We start from the raw sequence: 17,950 nt of genomic DNA, 5'->3' as shown, positions 1-17,950 counted from the left end.
CTTTAAGTTATATTTATTACCAAACAATGTCCAGATTAAGACACAGAGATTAAAATTAGCACTCTCGTGCATAGAGTGCTAATTAATTTCTATATTTTCTTGATAGCCAATGCCCTAAAAGAGTTTAATACCGCAATTACTGTTACGCCCACGTCAGCAAATACCGCCCACCACAGTGAGGCCAGCCCCATAGCACTCAATATAAGAACCGCAATCTTTACACCCAGGGAGAATATTGTGTTCTGCCGTGCTATTCCCAGTGTTTTTTTCGCTACCCTTATTGCTGAGGCGATTTTTGAGGGCTCGTCTGTCATAATTACAACGTCTGCGGCTTCAATAGCCGCGTCGGAGCCCAAGCCGCCCATTGCAATTCCTATGTCTGCACGAGCCAGTACGGGGGCGTCGTTGATTCCGTCGCCTATAAAAGCAAGTTTGCCTTTTGCGGTTTTTTCGTTATACAGCTCTTCTAATCTTGCTACTTTATCAGCAGGCAGCAGGTTGGCATAGTATTTATCTAGGCCAAGAGCTTTCGCTGCCTTTTGCGCGGCGCTTTCATTATCCCCCGTTAGCATTACCGTTTGCCTTATGTTTGCTGCCTTCAGTTCTCTAATCGCCTTTATCGCATCCTCTTTCAGTTCGTCGGCTATTACGATATACCCTGCATAGCTGTTATCAACCGCAACATGGACCACTGTGCCGCCTAAATCATCTGCGGCACAAGGGATTCCAAGCCTCTCCATAAGCTTCTTATTCCCCGCTGAAACCCTCTTGCCATCTACCGTTGCCTTTACACCAAAGCCGGACAGCTCTTCCACATCCGAAATCCGGCTATTATCAATGTCTTTTGAGTATGCACGTTTGAGCGAAAGTGAAATAGGATGATTGGAGTAGCTTTCAGCATAAGCCGTAAGCTCCAGTAAATCTTGCTCGGGCATTTGCTCGGCATGAATCTCCTGTACATTGAATACGCCCTTAGTTAAGGTTCCAGTTTTATCAAACACCACAATCTCGGTTTGCGCCAGCGCCTCAAGATAATTGCTGCCTTTAATCAGGATACCGTTTCTTGACGCTCCACCTATGCCGCCAAAGAAACTAAGCGGTATAGAAACCACCAGTGCACAGGGGCAGGAGACCACCAAGAACGCCAGTGCACGGTAGATCCAATCGCTGAACGCCGCGCCTTGAATTACCAGCGGCGGTATTACTGCCAATAATACCGCTAGGCCGACGACAACAGGGGTATAGTAACGTGCAAACCTTGTAATAAACTGTTCCGACTTTGACTTTTTGCTGCTGGCGTTCTCCACCAAGTCCAGTATCTTACTGACGGTTGATTCACTGAATTCCTTTTGAACCTCTGCGGTAATCACACCGCTTATATTGATGCATCCGCTTAACAATTCACTGCCGACTGTGATCTCACGCGGTACCGATTCACCGGTTAAAGCCGAGGTATCTACCATGGAGCTTCCTTCTATCACCCTGCCGTCAAGCGGAATTCTTTCGCCAGCCTTTATTACGATGATATCACCGATCTTTACGTCGTCAGGATCGGTCTTAACCAGTTCCTCGCCGTGCTTTACATTGGCATAATCCGGCCGGATGTCCATCAGCTCTGCTATGGATTTTCTCGACCTATCCACCGCATAGCTTTGAAAGGTTTCTCCAACCAAGTAAAACAGCATCACCGCAACGCCTTCGGGGTACTCACCCACAAAAAAAGCGCCGATGGTAGCGATGCTCATCAGGAAATTCTCATCAAATACCCTGCCGCGGAAGATGTTTTTTACAGCCTTAAAAACAACATCCCAGCCTACGATTATGTAGCTGACAAGGTATATTGCCAAATCAAGCAACGGATTCTCTAAGCGAAGAATCATTGCTACGGCCAAAACCACGCCGCCTGCAACGATTCGTATTAACCGTTTACGCATTCACGAACTCCTTTAAGCCTTTATCAGTACAACATCAGGCTCGATCTTTTTTACAATTTTCTCTGCTGCCTCAACGATTGCAGGAAGCTTATCCTCCTCAGCTTCGATTACCAGCTTCGTCGTCATGAAGTTCACGGTAGCGTTCTGTACTCCTTCCAGTTTACCGATGGCTTGCTCCATCTTTGCCGCGCAGTTTGCACATTCCAAGCCATTAAGTTTAAATGTTTTTTTCATCGTAACTCATACCTTTCTCATACTTATTCAGAATATTTTATTTGGTCTCTTTAATATGCTCCAATCCCTTTTCAAAAATCTGGGTGACATGATCGTCACTTAGGGAGTAGTAAACAACCTTGCCCTCTTTTCTGAACTTTACCAGATTCGCCTGCTTTAAAGCGCGCAGCTGGTGCGAGATTGCAGATTTTGTCATGTTCAGCAACACCGCCAGGTCACAGACACACATCTCGCTTTCATCCAGTGCCCACATGATTTTAGCCCGTGTGCTGTCCCCCAGCACCTTGAAGAAATCTGAGAGATCATATAATACGTCTTCATCGGGCATTTTCTGCTTAACAGCTTCGACTACTTCAGCATGGATAACATCACAATCACAGAATATTTCCCCGTGATTCACTTTATATACCTCCTATAGTTGAATAGTTGTTCAACCTTTACTGTTATTATAGTTGAATGTCTGTTCAATTGTCAAGGCTTTTGCATAAAAAAATAAACGGAAGAAAGAGAGCTCCCTTCTTCCGCTATTTTATGTTTGAGTTATGGCTATTTGTTCTTAATATATTCGTCGATAGATTGAGCCGCCTTTTTACCCGCACCCATTGCCAGAATAACCGTTGCGGCACCTGTTACGGCATCCCCGCCGGCATAAACCCCTTCGCGGGAGGTAAGCCCGGTTTCTTCCTCGGTGATGATACAGCCATGGCGATTGGTATCAAGCCCCTTGGTAGTGTTGCGAATAAGCGGGTTGGGCGAGGTTCCGATAGACATGATAACGCAATCTACATCCAAAGTGAAATCCGAGCCCTTCTTCTCTACCGGGCTGCGTCTGCCGGAGGCATCGGGTTCACCAAGCTCCATCTTCACACACCTCATACCGTTTACAAACTTGTGCTCGTCCCCGGTAATCTCGGTAGGATTGGTGAGAACCTTAAAGATGATACCTTCTTCCTTGGCGTGCTCAACCTCTTCCAGACGTGCCGGCATTTCGGCCTCGGAACGCCTGTAGACAATATAAACCGTTTCGGCGCCCAGGCGTTTGGCACAGCGCGCAGCATCCATTGCCACATTTCCGCCGCCTACCACCGCAACCTTTCTGGCATTCTGAATGGGTGTGTTGCTGCCTTGCTGGTAAGCCTTCATCAGGTTTACACGGGTTAAAAACTCATTGGCAGAATAAACGCCCTTTAAGTTCTCGCCCGGAATCTTCATGAATCTCGGCAGTCCGGCACCCGAACCGATAAAGACAGCCTCGTATCCGTTTTCAAACAGCTCGTCGATGGAAAGAACCTTACCGATAACCATATTGGTTTCAATCTTTACCCCTATGGCCTTCAGGTTTTCAATCTCTTTGCGCACAATCTCTTTTGGCAGACGGAACTGCGGGATACCGTAAACCAGAACGCCTCCGGCAAGATGCAGGGCCTCAAATACCGTAACAGCATAGCCAAGCTTTGCAAGGTCGCCCGCACAGGTAAGCCCGGAGGGGCCCGCACCTATCACCGCCACCTTATGCCCGTTGGGCTTCGGTATCTGAGCATCCTTAGTATTGTGTGCCATGTGGTAGTCAGCTACAAAACGTTCCAACCGCCCGATGGCTACCGGCTCGCCCTTAATGCCGCGCACACATTTGCACTCGCACTGGGTTTCCTGCGGGCATACACGCCCACAAACCGCGGGAAGCGAGGTGGAACGGTTTAACACCTCATAGGCTGCTTCAAAATCTTTTTCTTTCACCTTTTGGATAAAGGCTGGGATATCAATCGCAACCGGGCACCCGCTTACGCAAGGCTTATGCTTACAGTTTAAGCAACGCTCCGCTTCATCTACAGCCTGCTCCTCGGTATAACCCAACGCAACCTCATTAAAATTACGGTTTCGCACATCCGGCTCCTGAACCGGCATGGGGTTTTTATGTAAAGACATATTGGGCATGGTTAATTCCTTTCCGCTAAACATTCTTCAGCAAAGGTTTTCACTTATTTTATACATCAGCTTAAGCCTTATCAAAAAGATGACAGGCTGCTTCATAATGATGCTTTTCAAAATCGCGGTACATACTGCTGCGCTCCATGGCCTCGTCAAAGTCTACCAGATGGCCGTCAAAGTCCGGGCCGTCTACGCAGGCAAACTTGGTTTCTCCGCCAACGGTCAGGCGGCAACCGCCGCACATTCCTGTACCGTCTATCATGATGGGGTTCATGCTTACCGTGGTTTTAATGCCGTATTCCTTTGTAAGCCTTGCCACAAACTTCATCATTACCAGCGGGCCTATGGCAATCACCTCATCATACTGCTCTCCGCGCTCGATAAGCTGCTTGAGAGCATCGGTTACTAAACCCTTTGTGCCGTAGGTACCGTCATCTGTTTTTATAATAAGCTCATCGCTTACAGCGGCAAACTCATCCTCAAGTATTACTAAGTCCTTCGTCCTGAACCCCACAACCGAATGCACAACCGCATTGCTTTGATGCAGCTTCTTCGCTATGGGGTATGCAATGGCACACCCTACGCCGCCGCCAATCACCGCAACCCTTTTTAGCCCTTCAGTGTGTGATGGTACACCAAGCGGGCCTACAAAGTCCTGAAGCGAGTCGCCTTCGTTTAGGCTATCCAGCTTTTTAGTGGTAGCACCGACGATTTGATAGATAATCGTAACGGTACCCTTTTCACGGTCAAAATCGGCAATCGTAAGCGGGATGCGTTCCCCGTTTTCGTCTACCCGCAGTATGATGAACTGTCCGGGTTCCGCCTTTTTGGCAATAAACGGCGCATCAATCTCCATGAAAGATACCGTGGGGTTTAATGATTTCTTCTTTACAATTTTATACATGTCCCACCATTCCTCTGCTTCAATCTGAATCCCTGTTTTATAATCACATAGCTGCCTGTGTACCATAATACGCAGACAATACCTTTTAAAATTATATACTTTTTCTTATAATCTGTAAATTGTATTATTTGAATATTAACAAGCCAAATATCAGCATTGATTTAACAATACCGATAATGTATAATTTACAGTGTTCAATAAAAATACTTAGCATGAAAACTGATTTGAATTAAGCTGCATTACTCTATCATTTAACGGATGATATCAAACATTTACTTTTCTATTTTCTAAAAAAGGCCAAAACAACTTGACAAAGTTTTAAAACTTGCACAAAATATTTATACTGCTATAATATCAGTATGAATAGCTTTGGGGGATAACAGCAGATTCGTGTTACAGGCTCCTGACGACATTATAAATCCGACTGAAGTCATATGGGAGGCACCATTGAGAATAGGGCTTGATATAGGCTCCACAACCATAAAGAGTGTTGTGGTAGACGATAATAAAACGGTAATTTTTCGCTCATATGAGCGACATTTTTCGCAAATAACGCAAAAAACCGCTGAGTTGTTACAGACTATCGGCGATATTATTCCTACCCACCACAGCACCGAGATTACAATCTCAGGCTCTGCCGGTATGGGCCTTGCGGAGAGTTGCGGTATTCCCTTCGTGCAGGAGGTTTACGCCACCCGCATTGCCGCAAACCGTTTGGCACCCGGCACGGATGTGGTCATCGAGCTTGGCGGCGAGGATGCAAAGATTCTGTTCCTTTCGGGTGGTATGGAGGTTCGTATGAACGGCTCCTGCGCCGGAGGCACAGGAGCTTTTATAGACCAGATGGCAACGCTTTTAAACGTACCGCTGGAAGAGATGGACGACCTTGCCAAGCAGCATGAAAAGCTCTACACCATTGCTTCACGCTGCGGTGTGTTTGCAAAATCGGATATTCAGCCCCTCTTAAATCAGGGTGCCAAGAAAAGCGACATTGCTGCCAGCATCTTCGGTGCTGTTGTAAACCAAACCATCGCCGGTCTTGCGCAGGGGCGGCCGATTATCGGTAAGATTCTATATCTTGGCGGGCCGCTGACCTTCCTTTCCCAACTGCGCAAGAGCTTTGATGAAACCTTACATACCACCGGCGTTTGCCCGGAGGATTCATTATACTATGTTGCGTTGGGTGCCGCTTATGCATCCGATACAACTGTTGACCTCGAAAAAGCCATAGAGAAGCTAAACAATTACCATGCTTCCGAGCATTATGCTACCATTACCCCTCTTTTTGAAAATAAAGAGGAGTATGAGCGCTTTGCGCAGAGACATGCCAAACATAATGTGCCGCAGATCGACCCCGCTGGCTATGAAGGCAAGGCATATCTGGGGTTGGATGCAGGCTCCACTACCGTTAAGGCTGTTATCTTAGGTAAAGAGGGTCAACTGCTCGCCTCTTCGTATCAGCCCAATAACGGCAACCCCGTGCCGATTATCCGTGCCTTTTTGCTCGACTTTTATGAAAAATACCCGCAGATTCAGCTTGCAGGTGCTACCGTTACCGGTTATGGCGAAGAGATTGTTAAAAACGCCTTTCGTGCTGACAGCGGCGTTGTTGAAACGGTTGCCCATTTTACAGCCGCAAAAAGCTTTATGCCCGACGTGGAATTTATCATCGACATCGGCGGGCAGGATATTAAATGCTTTAAGATACGCAACGGTGTTATCGACAACATCTTTTTAAACGAGGCCTGCTCCTCCGGCTGCGGCTCTTTCCTGCAGACCTTTGCGAACGCATTGGGTTATTCGATTGAGGAGTTTGCTAAGCTCGGCCTGTTTGCCGATCACCCTGTTGACCTTGGTTCGCGCTGCACGGTGTTTATGAACTCCTCGGTAAAGCAGGCACAGAAGGACGGCGCAAGCATTGAGAATATCTCCGCAGGTCTTTCGATTAGTGTTGTAAAGAATGCGCTTTATAAGGTAATTCGCGCCGCCTCCGCGGATGAGCTCGGTAAGCATATCGTAGTTCAGGGAGGCACCTTCTTAAACGACGCCGTACTGCGCGCATTTGAGCAGGAGCTGAAAACAGACGCTGTCCGCCCCGGTATCGCCGGGCTTATGGGAGCTTACGGTGCGGCTCTATATGCAAAAAAGCACAGCAAGGGTTGCAGCACGATTCTTAACAAACAGGAACTGCTCGATTTTACCCATGAGGTTTCAAACGTTAACTGCGGTTTGTGCAGTAACAATTGTCAGTTGACAATAAACCGTTTTGACGGCGGCAGAAGGTATATCAGCGGTAACCGATGTGAACGCCCGATTACCAAGAAGGCAACCGATAACAGCCTGAATATCTATGATTATAAGCTAAAGCTGTTAAAAGAGTTTACGCCCGGTGAGGCAAAGCGCGGAATCATCGGTATCCCGATGGAGCTGAATATGTACGAGCTTCTGCCCTTCTGGCACACCTTCTTTACCACCCTTGGTTTTAAGGTAATAACCTCTCCGGACTCCAGCCGCGAGCTTTATCTAAACGGTCAGAGCACGATTCCTTCGGATACGGTGTGCTTCCCCGCAAAACTGATGCATGGGCATGTTCAGCAGTTGATAGACGACGGCATTACCACCATCTTCTACCCCTGCTTAACCTATAACATCGACGAAGGCCTTGGCGACAACCATTATAACTGCCCGGTTGTAGCCTACTACCCTGAGGTTATCACCTCCAATATGCCTGCGGTAAAAAAACTGACATTTATCAAGGATTATGTCGGAATCCACCGCCCGAAGGATTTCCCCGGTAAGATGCAGAAGATTCTTGCTCAGTACTTTGACGGTATCTCGCTTAAAGAGGTGGAGGCCGCCTCAAAAAGCGCTTACAAGGCATACGGAGACTACTTTAAATGTGTACGCGCGCAGGGAGCCCGAATCATTGCACAGGCCGAAAAGGAAAACAGGCCGATTATCGTGCTGGCAGGCAGGCCTTACCATGTAGACCCAGAGATTAACCACGGCATTGATCGTTTGATTGCAGGCTTCGGTGTGGCAATTGTTTCGGAAGACTGTGTAAGCTATGAGGTTAAGAAATTCACCACCACAGTACTAAACCAATGGACCTACCATTCCCGCCTTTACGCCGCGGCAAAGTATATTGCCAACAAGCCCAACATGAATCTTGTTCAGCTTGTTTCGTTCGGCTGTGGTGTGGACGCCATTACCACCGACGAGGTTCGTGAGATTCTCGAGCAGGAAGGGCGCATTTACACTCAAATTAAGATTGATGAGATTACAAACCTTGGGGCGGTTAAGATAAGGCTGCGCAGCCTTTTTGCCGCTACTCAGGAGCAATAATCATCCGATCTTTTATCGTTAAAGGGCCCCAAAACTACCCTGTGGGCCGGAAAGGCTAGACCATATTATGAGCGAGTTAAAAAGGGATAAAAACGGGCGTCTGCTCTTTACCAAAGAGATGCGCAAAAACTATACCATTTTAATACCGATGATGGCGCCTATCCACTTTGAATTGATTAAAAATGTATTGCATAACAGTGGTTATAACGTGGAGCTGTTGACCAATACCGGCCCGGAAGTGGTGCTGCAAGGCTTAAAGTATGTACATAACGATACCTGCTACCCCGCCCTGCTGGTAATCGGCCAGATGATAGACGCCTTAAACAGCGGCAAATACGACCTTAACCAGACGGCACTGATTATTACGCAAACCGGCGGCGGGTGCAGAGCCTCCAACTACATTCATCTGCTGCGTAAGGCGCTTAAAAAGGCCGGCTATGGCAACATTCCGGTGGTATCGCTTAACCTTTCGGGCCTTGAGAAAAACAGCGGCTTTAAGATGACGTTGCCCATGATACGCAAGATGATTGCCTCGCTTATCTATGGGGACGCGTTAATGCTGCTGAGCAATCAGCTGCGGCCCTATGAGCTGAACCACGGAGAGTGCGACCGGCTTGTGGAAAGCTGGATTGGCAGCCTTACCGAACAGTACAACCATGGCAAAGGGTTAAGCGTAAAGCAGTTAAAAGAAAATCTTGACCAGATTGCCGGTGAGTTTGCGGAGATTAAGGCAACCAAACGCCCGATTGTTAAGGTAGGCGTGGTCGGCGAAATCTATGTAAAATATTCAAGCCTGGGCAACAACAGTTTGGAGGCTTTCTTATCCGAGCAGGACTGTGAGGTTATGGTTCCCGGAATCCTTGGGTTTGTATTGTTTAAAACCGATAACCGTCTTGAGGATATCAACCTTTATGGCGGCAACCGCATTAAGTATAAGATTATTAAAATTTTTATGGATTATCTTGTAAAGATGGAAACCGTTTTCATCGACGCTATTAAAAAATACCCGCAGTTTTTGCCGCCATCCTCCTATGCACATACCAAGTCGCTGGTGAATGGAGTTATCGGCTACGGAAGCAAGATGGGTGAAGGCTGGCTGCTTACCGCTGAGATGCTGGAGCTTGTAGAGCTTGGCTACGAGAATATTGTGTGCACACAGCCGTTTGGATGCCTGCCAAACCATATCTGCGGCAAGGGAATGATTCGCAACATCAAAGAGATTGACGACAGGGCAAATATTGTACCGATTGACTACGATCCAAGTGCCACACGGGTAAACCAGGAAAACCGTATTAAGCTGATGCTTTCGGTTGCGCGTGAAAGACTTGCGCAAGCGGCCGATACGGAAGTTATCCTTCCGCATACAGCCCAAAAAGAAATGGCAACCGCATATAATTAAAGATTACTGTGATACGCAGGCTTGGCTTTACCGGCAAGCTTGCGTATTTACATAAGGGATGGAATACTTGTTTATACTGATTATTAGACTGTTTTTACTTTTTCTAGCCTACAGCTTTATAGGATGGGTATGTGAATCTGCCTATTGCTCAATATTTGAACACAAATTTGTTAACCGTGGCTTCTTAACCGGGCCCATCTGCCCTGTTTATGGCTTTGGTGCTCTGGCAGTGATAGGGCTTCTTATGCCGCTGCGCGATAATCTTCCGTTGTTATTTGTTGCCGGAATGATAATAACTACGGTACTTGAATATATTACCGCATTGTTGCTTGAGAAGCTGTTTCATATGAAATGGTGGGACTACAGCAGATACAAATTTAACCTGCATGGACGAGTATGTTTGCTCAACTCTATTGAATTCGGCATACTGTCTGTAATCGCGGTAAAGCTTCTGCACCCTGCAATCAAAGGCTTGGTAGATAATATTCCTTCCCTTGCAGTAATACTGCTGGGGTGCAGCCTTGCAGCCCTGCTGCTAACCGACTGCGCAATTACGGTTCATACAATTGCTCAGTTTAACGGCAGGCTTTCTCAGCTTACTGCCCTACTAGATGAAATTAAAGCAAAAACAGAGGTATACAAAACGCTTGCTCAGCAGAACCTTTCGGCTAAGTTGGAACATCTGATGGAACATGAAAATACCCGTATTGTAGAAGCAAGAGAAACTCTTGAACGCTTAAAGGCGAAAGCCGACTTGCTGGAAACAAGGAACAAGCTGTTAGTGCGCCGTCTGCTTGCTGCCTTCCCGGATATGACCTCTGTAAAGCATCAACCGATGTTAGAGCGTATCAGGCTGACAATCAAAAACAAAAAATAATCATTCGCTTAGATTTAGCCGCAATTTCTTAAATATTTTGCAGATAATAGTAAAGTCTTATTGTTATTGGCGTAAAGGTATATTGCTTGCCAGTTCTATTGAGTTGACAAACCTTGTGGGCAGAAGTATACTAAAATTGTACTAAATACTTGTTAAAAATCGGAATACTTCTTTTCAAGTATAATACAAAGAAAGGACTTGAAAATTATGAGTGAAAGCTGTACAAGTAATTGTTCCAGTTGCCAACAAGATTGTGCTTCACGCAAAAGCCCTCAGGATATGATAGAACCCGCACATTCTATGAGCAGTATTAAAAAGGTTATCGGGGTTGTTAGTGGTAAAGGTGGAGTAGGAAAATCACTTGTTACCTCCATGCTGGCGGTGTTATTCAACCGGCGCGGCTATAACACTGCGGTATTGGATGCCGACGTAACCGGCCCTTCCATCCCGAAAATTTTCGGAATTCACACCGGCATTAACACTAATGAGTGGGGTATGCTTCCTGCCAAGAGCAAAACCGGTATTGAAGTAATGTCGGTAAACCTGCTGCTTGAAAACGAAAATGCGCCGGTTATCTGGCGCGGCCCGGTAATAGCCGGGGCGGTAAAGCAGTTCTGGACAGATGTAATCTGGTCGGATGTAGACTATATGTTTGTGGATATGCCTCCCGGAACCGGTGATGTACCGCTGACAGTATTTCAGTCGTTGCCCGTGGATGGCATAGTGATTGTAACCTCGCCGCAGGAACTTGTTTCAATGATTGTTTCCAAAGCCGTAAATATGGCGAAGATGATGAACATCCCGATCTTAGGTATTGTTGAGAACATGAGCTACTTCCAGTGCCCGGATTGCGGTAAGATTACCAGTATCTTCGGCGAAAGCCGAATTGATTCGGTGGCCGCCGAAAATGGGACTAAAGTTCTTGGCCGCCTGCCTATCAACCCGGAGCTTGCCCGCCTATGCGACGACGGTGTACTTGAATTATTTGAAGGCGATTGGCTTAACCAGGGTGCCGATGAAATTGAAAAGACTCTTCCAATAACAAAATAGAGCCTCATAAAAAATAGCGCCCATGAATTAACCTGCCATATCTAAGCAGTATTTCTGTAATATTAGTAGAGAGCATATTGTGTACCTCCGATGATGGTTTTTAAGCAATTCCATTCTATCGGTTTTTCCACAAATATGCTCTCTTTTTTACTCTTTTTTGAGCTCTATTTGCTGTCTACCACAACATTTATTATAGAGCCCTCTTTTTTTACTCTTTTTTTGAGCTCTATATGTTATATTCCCCGCTTATACTGAAAAGCTATTGCTCTGTATGCGCACGGGAGATTTCCCGCAGACTTTTGCTAATCTCACGATATTCGCCTTCATGGGAAAGCACCATCAGATAATCCCCCTGCAGGATCAAAGTATCCCCATTCGGGACAATTTCCGTTTCTCCACGGCGTATGCTTACCACCAGCATCCCCTGCGGCCATTGTACCTCGCTAATCTTCTTGCCGCAGATACCGCATCCAAGCTCCACCGGCAACTCCAGCACACTTCTGCGCTTTTTGCCGCTCGTCTTTACATTGCACTTATCCATCATACGTTCCAACAGCGCCTCGTAAATCGGTGTGGTTTTCAACAAGTCTGATACCAGCAGTGCAAGGAAGGAGCAGGCAGCAACCGGCAGCAGATGCACGAGCGAGCCGGTCATCTCCGCCACCAGGAGGATGCTTGTTACCGGTGCCTTCACCGAGCCCGACAGCGCCCCTGCCATAGTGCAGATGGCAAAATCGGCAACATACTCGGCAGGCAGCCCAAACTGCACGGCAGCAAGCCCGATAATGCCGCCCGAGAGCGCGCCCACCGAAAGGATGGGCAGAAAGATACCGCCGGGTGTACCGCTGCCAAAGCTGATACAAGTAAACAGCAGCTTCACGGCAAGCAGTACCAGTAAGAACGAAATGCTGCCATCGGCAGTCTCAGCCTGATAAATCAGGTTCTGGCCTCCCCCCAGCACCTGCGGCAGAAAGAGCCCGCAGGGCAGCGCCAGCAGCAGAGCCATCATCGGGCGCAGAAACCATGGCAGTCTTTTGTAGAGTGTTTGAAACAGCAGCAGCGCCCGGTTCATCAAAGCACCCACCGCACCCGAAAGCAGTCCAAGCGGAATCAGCCACAGATAGAGGTGAACCGGCAGCTGGGGGGTAGCGGTAAAGCTTAACACCGGTTTAAGCCCGAATACCAGCTTGGAAACCACATCCGCGGTTAGTGCCGCCGTAGTGGCGGCTAGCAGAATCAGCCCCGAAAAGCTTCGGTGAACCTCCTCCAGCGCAAACACGATGCCCGATAACGGCGCATTGAATGCCGCCGAAAGTCCGGCCGCCGCACCGCCGGTAATCAGATAATTCTCTTCGAGCTTGTTTTTACTAATCTTCTTGGCAACGGCCTGGCTTCCCGCCGCCCCAATCTGTATGGACGGGCCCTCCCGCCCAAGCGAGAGGCCAAAAAAGGAGGAAAGAATACCGCCGCCAAACCGCACCGCAAGTACGGTGTACCACTTGATTTTCAGGCCATAAAGCAGTACCCCCTCAACCTGCGGGATGCCACTTCCCGTTGCCATCGGTTCAAGCTTTACCAACCACGCAATCACAAGGCCCACGCCCAGAGCTAGCAGCATCCACGGCAAAATTAGCACCGGGTTTTCCCGAAGATAAGCGAACACCTTCACCGCCGTTTCGGTGCCAAACTCGATTCCCAACCGATACAGTACCACCAATAAGCCGGCTGTCACACCGCAGAGAATACCCTTTAGAGCCGTACTCCATTTCAGGCTGCTGAAGTCGGTAAGCAAATGAGAAAGCTTTGATTTTTGTTCTGACATTAAATACACCAGCAATACTTTCAAATAGTATTATTATAGCACCTGCCTTCGGTGTATGGAATATAAATTCACTTGAAGTAGTTTGCAAAATAGAAATAACGAACTGCGCAAGTTTAGAACCGGTAAATGTACACATATTTTTTGACACTTTATAACTATTTATGTATACTGAATACATACTGGAGGGATTATTGATGCTAAAGATATTCTTGGTAGAGGATGAATTCATTGTTCGCGAAGGAATTAAGAACATCGACTGGGCCAGCGAGGGCTTTCAGTTCTGCGGTGAGGCGGCCGATGGGGAGCTTGCCCTTCCCCTTATTCAAAGTGAGCAGCCAGACATAATTATTACGGATATCCGCATGCCTTTTATGGATGGTCTTGAGCTGAGCCGGATTGTCAAAAAAGAGCTGCCGCAATGCAAGATTATCATCCTAAGCGGCCATGAGGAGTTTACTTATGCCCAGGAGGCCATTAGTATTGGTGTTGCTCAATACCTTCTAAAACCGATTAATAGCTCTGAGCTTACCGATGTTGTAAAACGAACAGGATGGCAGATTGTGCGTGAACGGGAAGAAAGAGATAACTACGAGCGGTACAAGCGCGAGATGTCGGAAAACGAACAAGGACTAAAGGTTAAGCTGTTTAATGAGATGGTTTCCGGTTCGCGTTCCGGTTTTAAGATTCTTGAAAGCGGGCGGGAGCTTGGGCTTAAGTTGAGCGCAAAGAATTATCAAATTGTGCTGCTCAAATACAGCCTCGCTTCATACGACGAGGCCTTTTCTGCTGAGCTGCTGTCGCTTACAGAGAAATTCCGTGAGCTTGATCGTTGTGATAATATCATTCTGTTCGACCGTGCAATTGAAGGCTGGGCACTGCTAGTAAAAGGAGATTCGCCGGAGCACCTTCATTCTGTACGGGAAGAGCATCTTGCAAAAGTGAAGGCACTTTTCAATCAATATCCTGCTGTACGCTATTTTGGCGGAATCGGCCTGATAGTTGATAGGCTTGCGAGACTCTCGGAATCGTTTGAAGACGCACAGCGCGCCCTTGCACAGCGGTTTATACTGGAACAGAACGACATTATCTCCTGCGAAGCACCGGCAGCGCAGAAGCAGGATACCGACAGAATGCTTTCAGACGTACGGGAACTCGGTTGTCTCAACTTAAATATGGTGCATGATTTTTTAAAGGGCGGGGAGCTTTGTGAAATCGACTTTTTTGTGGAAAAGCTATTAAGCAATATCGGCAGTACAAGCGAACGTTCCCTCCTTTTCCGTCAATATGTTCTTGTAGACATCTACCTTACCGTTATAAACTTTTTGAAGGATATCGGCGAGGATGAGGTATTGCCGCAGGAACCGTTTTCCAAACCGGAGCAGATGAACGAGTTGATAAACGACCCGCAGAAGGCAAAAAGTTACCTGATAAGAATCTTTACCGAGGCACTTAAGCGCCGGGAAGTGTTAAGCACCAAACGGTATCATCGTATCATAGAGCAAGCAAAGGAGTATATCAGCCGGCATTACACCGATGAAGACCTTTCGCTTAACGATGTTGCGGAACATGTGAATATCAGCCCCAGCCACTTCAGTTCGGTGTTCAGCCGAGAGACAGGCCAGAGCTTCATTCGTTACCTTACCGACCAGCGCATGGGTAAGGCCAAGGAGCTGCTAAAATGCTCTGATCTTCGCTGCTCCGAAATCGGAGCGAACGTAGGGTATAAAGATCCACACTATTTCTCTTACCTGTTTAAAAAGCTATACAACTGTTCACCGTTACAATACCGTGCCTCGAAGGGATAACATTTACATAATGAAAACGTTTTTGTTAGGGGGAAGGCTCATGAAAAACCGTCTGCTACATAGAATAAGGGACTATTTCGGCGACTTAAAGCTCAACCGAAAGATTCAGCTTTCCCTCATACTTATTATCGTACCACTGTTTGGCCTGTTTGCAGTCTTGTTCTTTAATATCTATGGGTTTAACCAAAGCTATGACCATATCATCGCCAATGCCTCGGAGGCCGGACGTTTCAGTATTAAGTTTAAAGAGGAATTTGACTATAAAATCTACCTGCTGATTGCGGGGCATTCCTCATTTTCGGCAGAGAACCCCTACAAAAACATTGATCAAGCCCGCGAAATCGCGTCTGATCTTATAAACAATACAAGTATGGAGGATAATAAACGCCGCGCCGAAAGCATCATGAAGCTTCTAAACAACCTCGAGAAGTATGTAAAGAACATTGAACAAAACAAGGTAGAGGGCGGGCATTACGACGACAATTTTCAAATATGGGAAAGCGATGTTCAGACGGTTACGGCACTAATTCAATCAACCATGCTAGAATATGTTTATTACGAAACCAAAGGCATGTCGCAGGTTCGCGAGCAGGTATCGCAAAGCTTGGAGAGAATTACACTTTTCAGTATCATCGTATTTGCTCTGTTGACTATTTTGGCACTACTTCTGTCCGTTGTTATTCCAAACAGTATAGCCAAGCCAATACAATACTTCAGCAGCGTAACCAATCAGGTGGCCATGGGGGATCTTTCGGTTCGTGTACATTCGGTTCGGGGCGCGGAGGTAAAAAAGCTGGCGGTTTCGCTTAACACCATGATTGAGAAAACTGAAGATCTGCTTGCGGCCGTGCAAAAAGACCAAACCAGCCTGCGCGAGGCTGAGCTTGAGCTTTTGCAGGCTCAGATTAATCCCCACTTCCTATACAATACACTGGATACGATTATCTGGCTGGCGGAAGCCGGCAAGCAGGGTGAGGTTGTGGAGATTGTGGGCTCGCTTTCAGACTTCTTCCGCACATCGCTCAATCACGGAAATGGCATGTTTATGCTGCGCGAGGAGGAAAAGCACGTACACAGCTATCTTCAGATACAGCAGGTACGGTATCGGGATATTTTGGATTATCAAATCAATATTCCGGAAGAGCTGGGTGAAGTGGTAATACCCAAAATTACACTGCAGCCGCTCGTTGAAAATGCGCTTTATCACGGAATTAAGAACCGCAGAGGCAGAGGAATGATACATATCTGTGCTGAGGCCAAGGATAATGATGTATCCATCGTTGTTGAGGATAACGGTATCGGCATGACGGCGGAACGGCTGGCGGAGGTAACCGCTCAGTTAAAGGCACCGGAAGCCTCGGGTGCAAAGCAAAAGCACGATTCCTATGGACTGTTTAATGTCAACGAACGGATTAAGTTGAAGTTTGGCGATAAATACGGCATTTCTATTGCCAGCACCTACGGTGAGGGAACGCAAATACGAATACTAATTCCCTTTCAAAGGTCAGAATCGTAAAAAAATTACATTGAATCTAAAAATAATAAACCATCAATAAAATCGGGTAAAAAAATGAAACAACAGCAAAAGAATATCCATTGAACAAAGATAGCCCAGTTTTTATAATTGAATTGTAAACCTAAGGTAATTCAGGTTTATAAATAAAAAGTGGAGGTAGAAATGTAATGAGGCTTTTTAAGAAAATAACCGCAGTGGCTATGGCGGCTATTATGCTTACTACTTTGGCAGCCTGTTCCAACGCGCCAGCTGCTCCTTCATCGGCAAATACCCCTTCCGTAGAGGCATCTTCCGCAGCGGCCGCTCCTTCTGAGAACGCAGCTTCAGCTGATGCCGGCAAGAAATTAATTTATGTAGGTTTCGTTCAGGTAGGCGCTGAGTCTGACTGGCGTATGGCGAATACCAAGTCTATGCAGGAGACCTTTACAGAAGCAAAAGGCTATAAATTTGAGATGGTTGATGCCCAGCAGAAAACCGATAAGCAGATTACCGCAATCCGTGACTTCATCCAAAAGGATGTAGATTACATAGTACTTGCCCCTAATACCGAGGCCGGATGGGACACGGTTCTGGGCGAAGCCAAGGATGCCGGTATCCCCGTTATTATCGTTGACCGTATGGTAGAAACCGCTGACCAGAGTCTCTTCACCGCTTGGGTTGGTTCAAACTTCAAGCAAGAGGGCTACGATGCCGTTAAGGCTCTTGAAGGCGCACTGAAAGCCAAGGGCGTTGACCCCACTAAGGAACTGAATATTGTTACACTGCAGGGAACCATGGGCTCTTCCGCTCAGATTGGCCGTACTGATGGCTGTAGGTTTGTCAAACATCTTGGACAGTGTTAGGAAAGAGCAAGCTTTTCAAGTGGCGAAAGCCAGCAAAGTGGGCGCATCGGTATGTTATTGGAACGATTTTGATGTGCAGCTAGCTGCACATCAAAATCGGCGAGTGAATAAAAGTGGTGTATGTCATAGAAACGCTTTTGGTCTTCACGGTGGCTACGTTCTACCTTGCCGTTGTGTCGGGGTGTATAAGGACGAATAAGTTTATGTCTGATACCCAGTTTCAGTGCCGTTTGTTCAAACAGGGTAAAACTATCTCGCTTGCTGCTGGAGAAACGATTGGTAAATTCAAAACC

General features: G+C 46.9%; 14 protein-coding genes. 7 read left to right on the top strand and 7 right to left on the bottom strand.

Annotated elements, in window-relative coordinates; all coding sequences use genetic code 11:
• Window positions 1-89: 89 nt before the first annotated feature.
• From BLR50_RS09925 to BLR50_RS09905, 5 genes are all read right to left on the bottom strand, one after another.
• Complete coding sequence (locus BLR50_RS09925) at window positions 90-1,934, bottom strand: heavy metal translocating P-type ATPase (RefSeq protein WP_092641425.1); 1,845 nt, start codon at window positions 1,932-1,934, stop codon at window positions 90-92.
• A gap of 12 nt (window positions 1,935-1,946) precedes the next feature.
• Entirely contained in the window at window positions 1,947-2,168 is a 222-nt protein-coding gene (locus BLR50_RS09920) for a cation transporter (RefSeq protein ID WP_092641422.1), read from the bottom strand.
• A 37-nt stretch (window positions 2,169-2,205) separates the two neighbouring features.
• Window positions 2,206-2,568, bottom strand: coding sequence for an ArsR/SmtB family transcription factor (locus tag BLR50_RS09915; protein ID WP_242871741.1), 363 nt, complete (start codon window positions 2,566-2,568; stop codon window positions 2,206-2,208).
• 146 nt (window positions 2,569-2,714) lie between these two features.
• Complete coding sequence (gene gltA, locus BLR50_RS09910) at window positions 2,715-4,103, bottom strand: NADPH-dependent glutamate synthase (protein ID WP_092641419.1); 1,389 nt, start codon at window positions 4,101-4,103, stop codon at window positions 2,715-2,717.
• Window positions 4,104-4,164: 61 nt separating this feature from the next.
• Window positions 4,165-5,001 (bottom strand): sulfide/dihydroorotate dehydrogenase-like FAD/NAD-binding protein, encoded by an 837-nt coding sequence (locus BLR50_RS09905; RefSeq protein ID WP_092641486.1) that lies wholly within the window; start codon window positions 4,999-5,001, stop codon window positions 4,165-4,167.
• 447 nt (window positions 5,002-5,448) lie between these two features.
• Between BLR50_RS09905 and BLR50_RS09900 the strand changes: the two genes are divergently transcribed.
• From BLR50_RS09900 to BLR50_RS09885, 4 genes are all read left to right on the top strand, one after another.
• The gene (locus BLR50_RS09900; RefSeq protein ID WP_092641416.1) at window positions 5,449-8,346 is read left to right on the top strand and encodes an acyl-CoA dehydratase activase-related protein; all 2,898 of its coding nucleotides are present in this window, start codon (window positions 5,449-5,451) and stop codon (window positions 8,344-8,346) included.
• 67 nt (window positions 8,347-8,413) lie between these two features.
• A complete protein-coding gene (locus BLR50_RS09895; protein WP_092641413.1) occupies window positions 8,414-9,745 on the top strand; it encodes a 2-hydroxyacyl-CoA dehydratase in 1,332 nt (443 codons plus the stop codon).
• 58 nt (window positions 9,746-9,803) lie between these two features.
• Window positions 9,804-10,622 carry a putative ABC transporter permease gene (locus BLR50_RS09890; RefSeq protein ID WP_092641410.1) on the top strand — a complete coding sequence of 273 codons (819 nt, stop codon included), beginning with the start codon at window positions 9,804-9,806 and terminating at the stop codon, window positions 10,620-10,622.
• Window positions 10,623-10,829: 207 nt separating this feature from the next.
• A complete protein-coding gene (locus tag BLR50_RS09885) occupies window positions 10,830-11,672 on the top strand; it encodes an Mrp/NBP35 family ATP-binding protein (protein WP_092641407.1) in 843 nt (280 codons plus the stop codon).
• 259 nt (window positions 11,673-11,931) lie between these two features.
• Here the strand turns inward: BLR50_RS09885 and BLR50_RS09880 are convergent, their stop codons facing one another.
• Window positions 11,932-13,494, bottom strand: a complete 1,563-nt coding sequence (locus BLR50_RS09880) for a ClC family H(+)/Cl(-) exchange transporter (RefSeq protein ID WP_092641404.1) — start codon at window positions 13,492-13,494, stop codon at window positions 11,932-11,934.
• Between the two features lie 194 nt (window positions 13,495-13,688).
• Between BLR50_RS09880 and BLR50_RS09875 the strand changes: the two genes are divergently transcribed.
• The 3 genes from BLR50_RS09875 to BLR50_RS09865 all read left to right on the top strand — a co-directional run bounded on the left by BLR50_RS09875 (window position 13,689) and on the right by BLR50_RS09865 (window position 17,657).
• Window positions 13,689-15,299, top strand: a complete 1,611-nt coding sequence (locus BLR50_RS09875; protein WP_162840395.1) for a response regulator — start codon at window positions 13,689-13,691, stop codon at window positions 15,297-15,299.
• Between the two features lie 40 nt (window positions 15,300-15,339).
• On the top strand, window positions 15,340-16,815 hold the full coding sequence (locus BLR50_RS09870) for a sensor histidine kinase (RefSeq protein ID WP_092641398.1): 1,476 nt from the start codon (window positions 15,340-15,342) through the stop codon (window positions 16,813-16,815).
• Between the two features lie 167 nt (window positions 16,816-16,982).
• A complete protein-coding gene (locus BLR50_RS09865) occupies window positions 16,983-17,657 on the top strand; it encodes a substrate-binding domain-containing protein (RefSeq protein WP_242871740.1) in 675 nt (224 codons plus the stop codon).
• Here BLR50_RS09865 and BLR50_RS09860 read toward each other — a convergent pair.
• Window positions 17,654-17,950: integrase core domain-containing protein (locus BLR50_RS09860; RefSeq protein ID WP_143008092.1), on the bottom strand; the 297-nt coding region annotated here is incomplete at its 5' end. The genes BLR50_RS09865 and BLR50_RS09860 overlap by 4 nt on opposite strands.

It is taken from the genome of Acetanaerobacterium elongatum (genome assembly GCF_900103835.1).
In the GTDB taxonomy this organism is placed as follows: domain Bacteria; phylum Bacillota; class Clostridia; order Oscillospirales; family Ruminococcaceae; genus Acetanaerobacterium; species Acetanaerobacterium elongatum.
The sequence above is the reverse complement of the archived record's forward strand: the minus strand, read 5'-3'. Positions and strand labels throughout refer to the sequence as shown.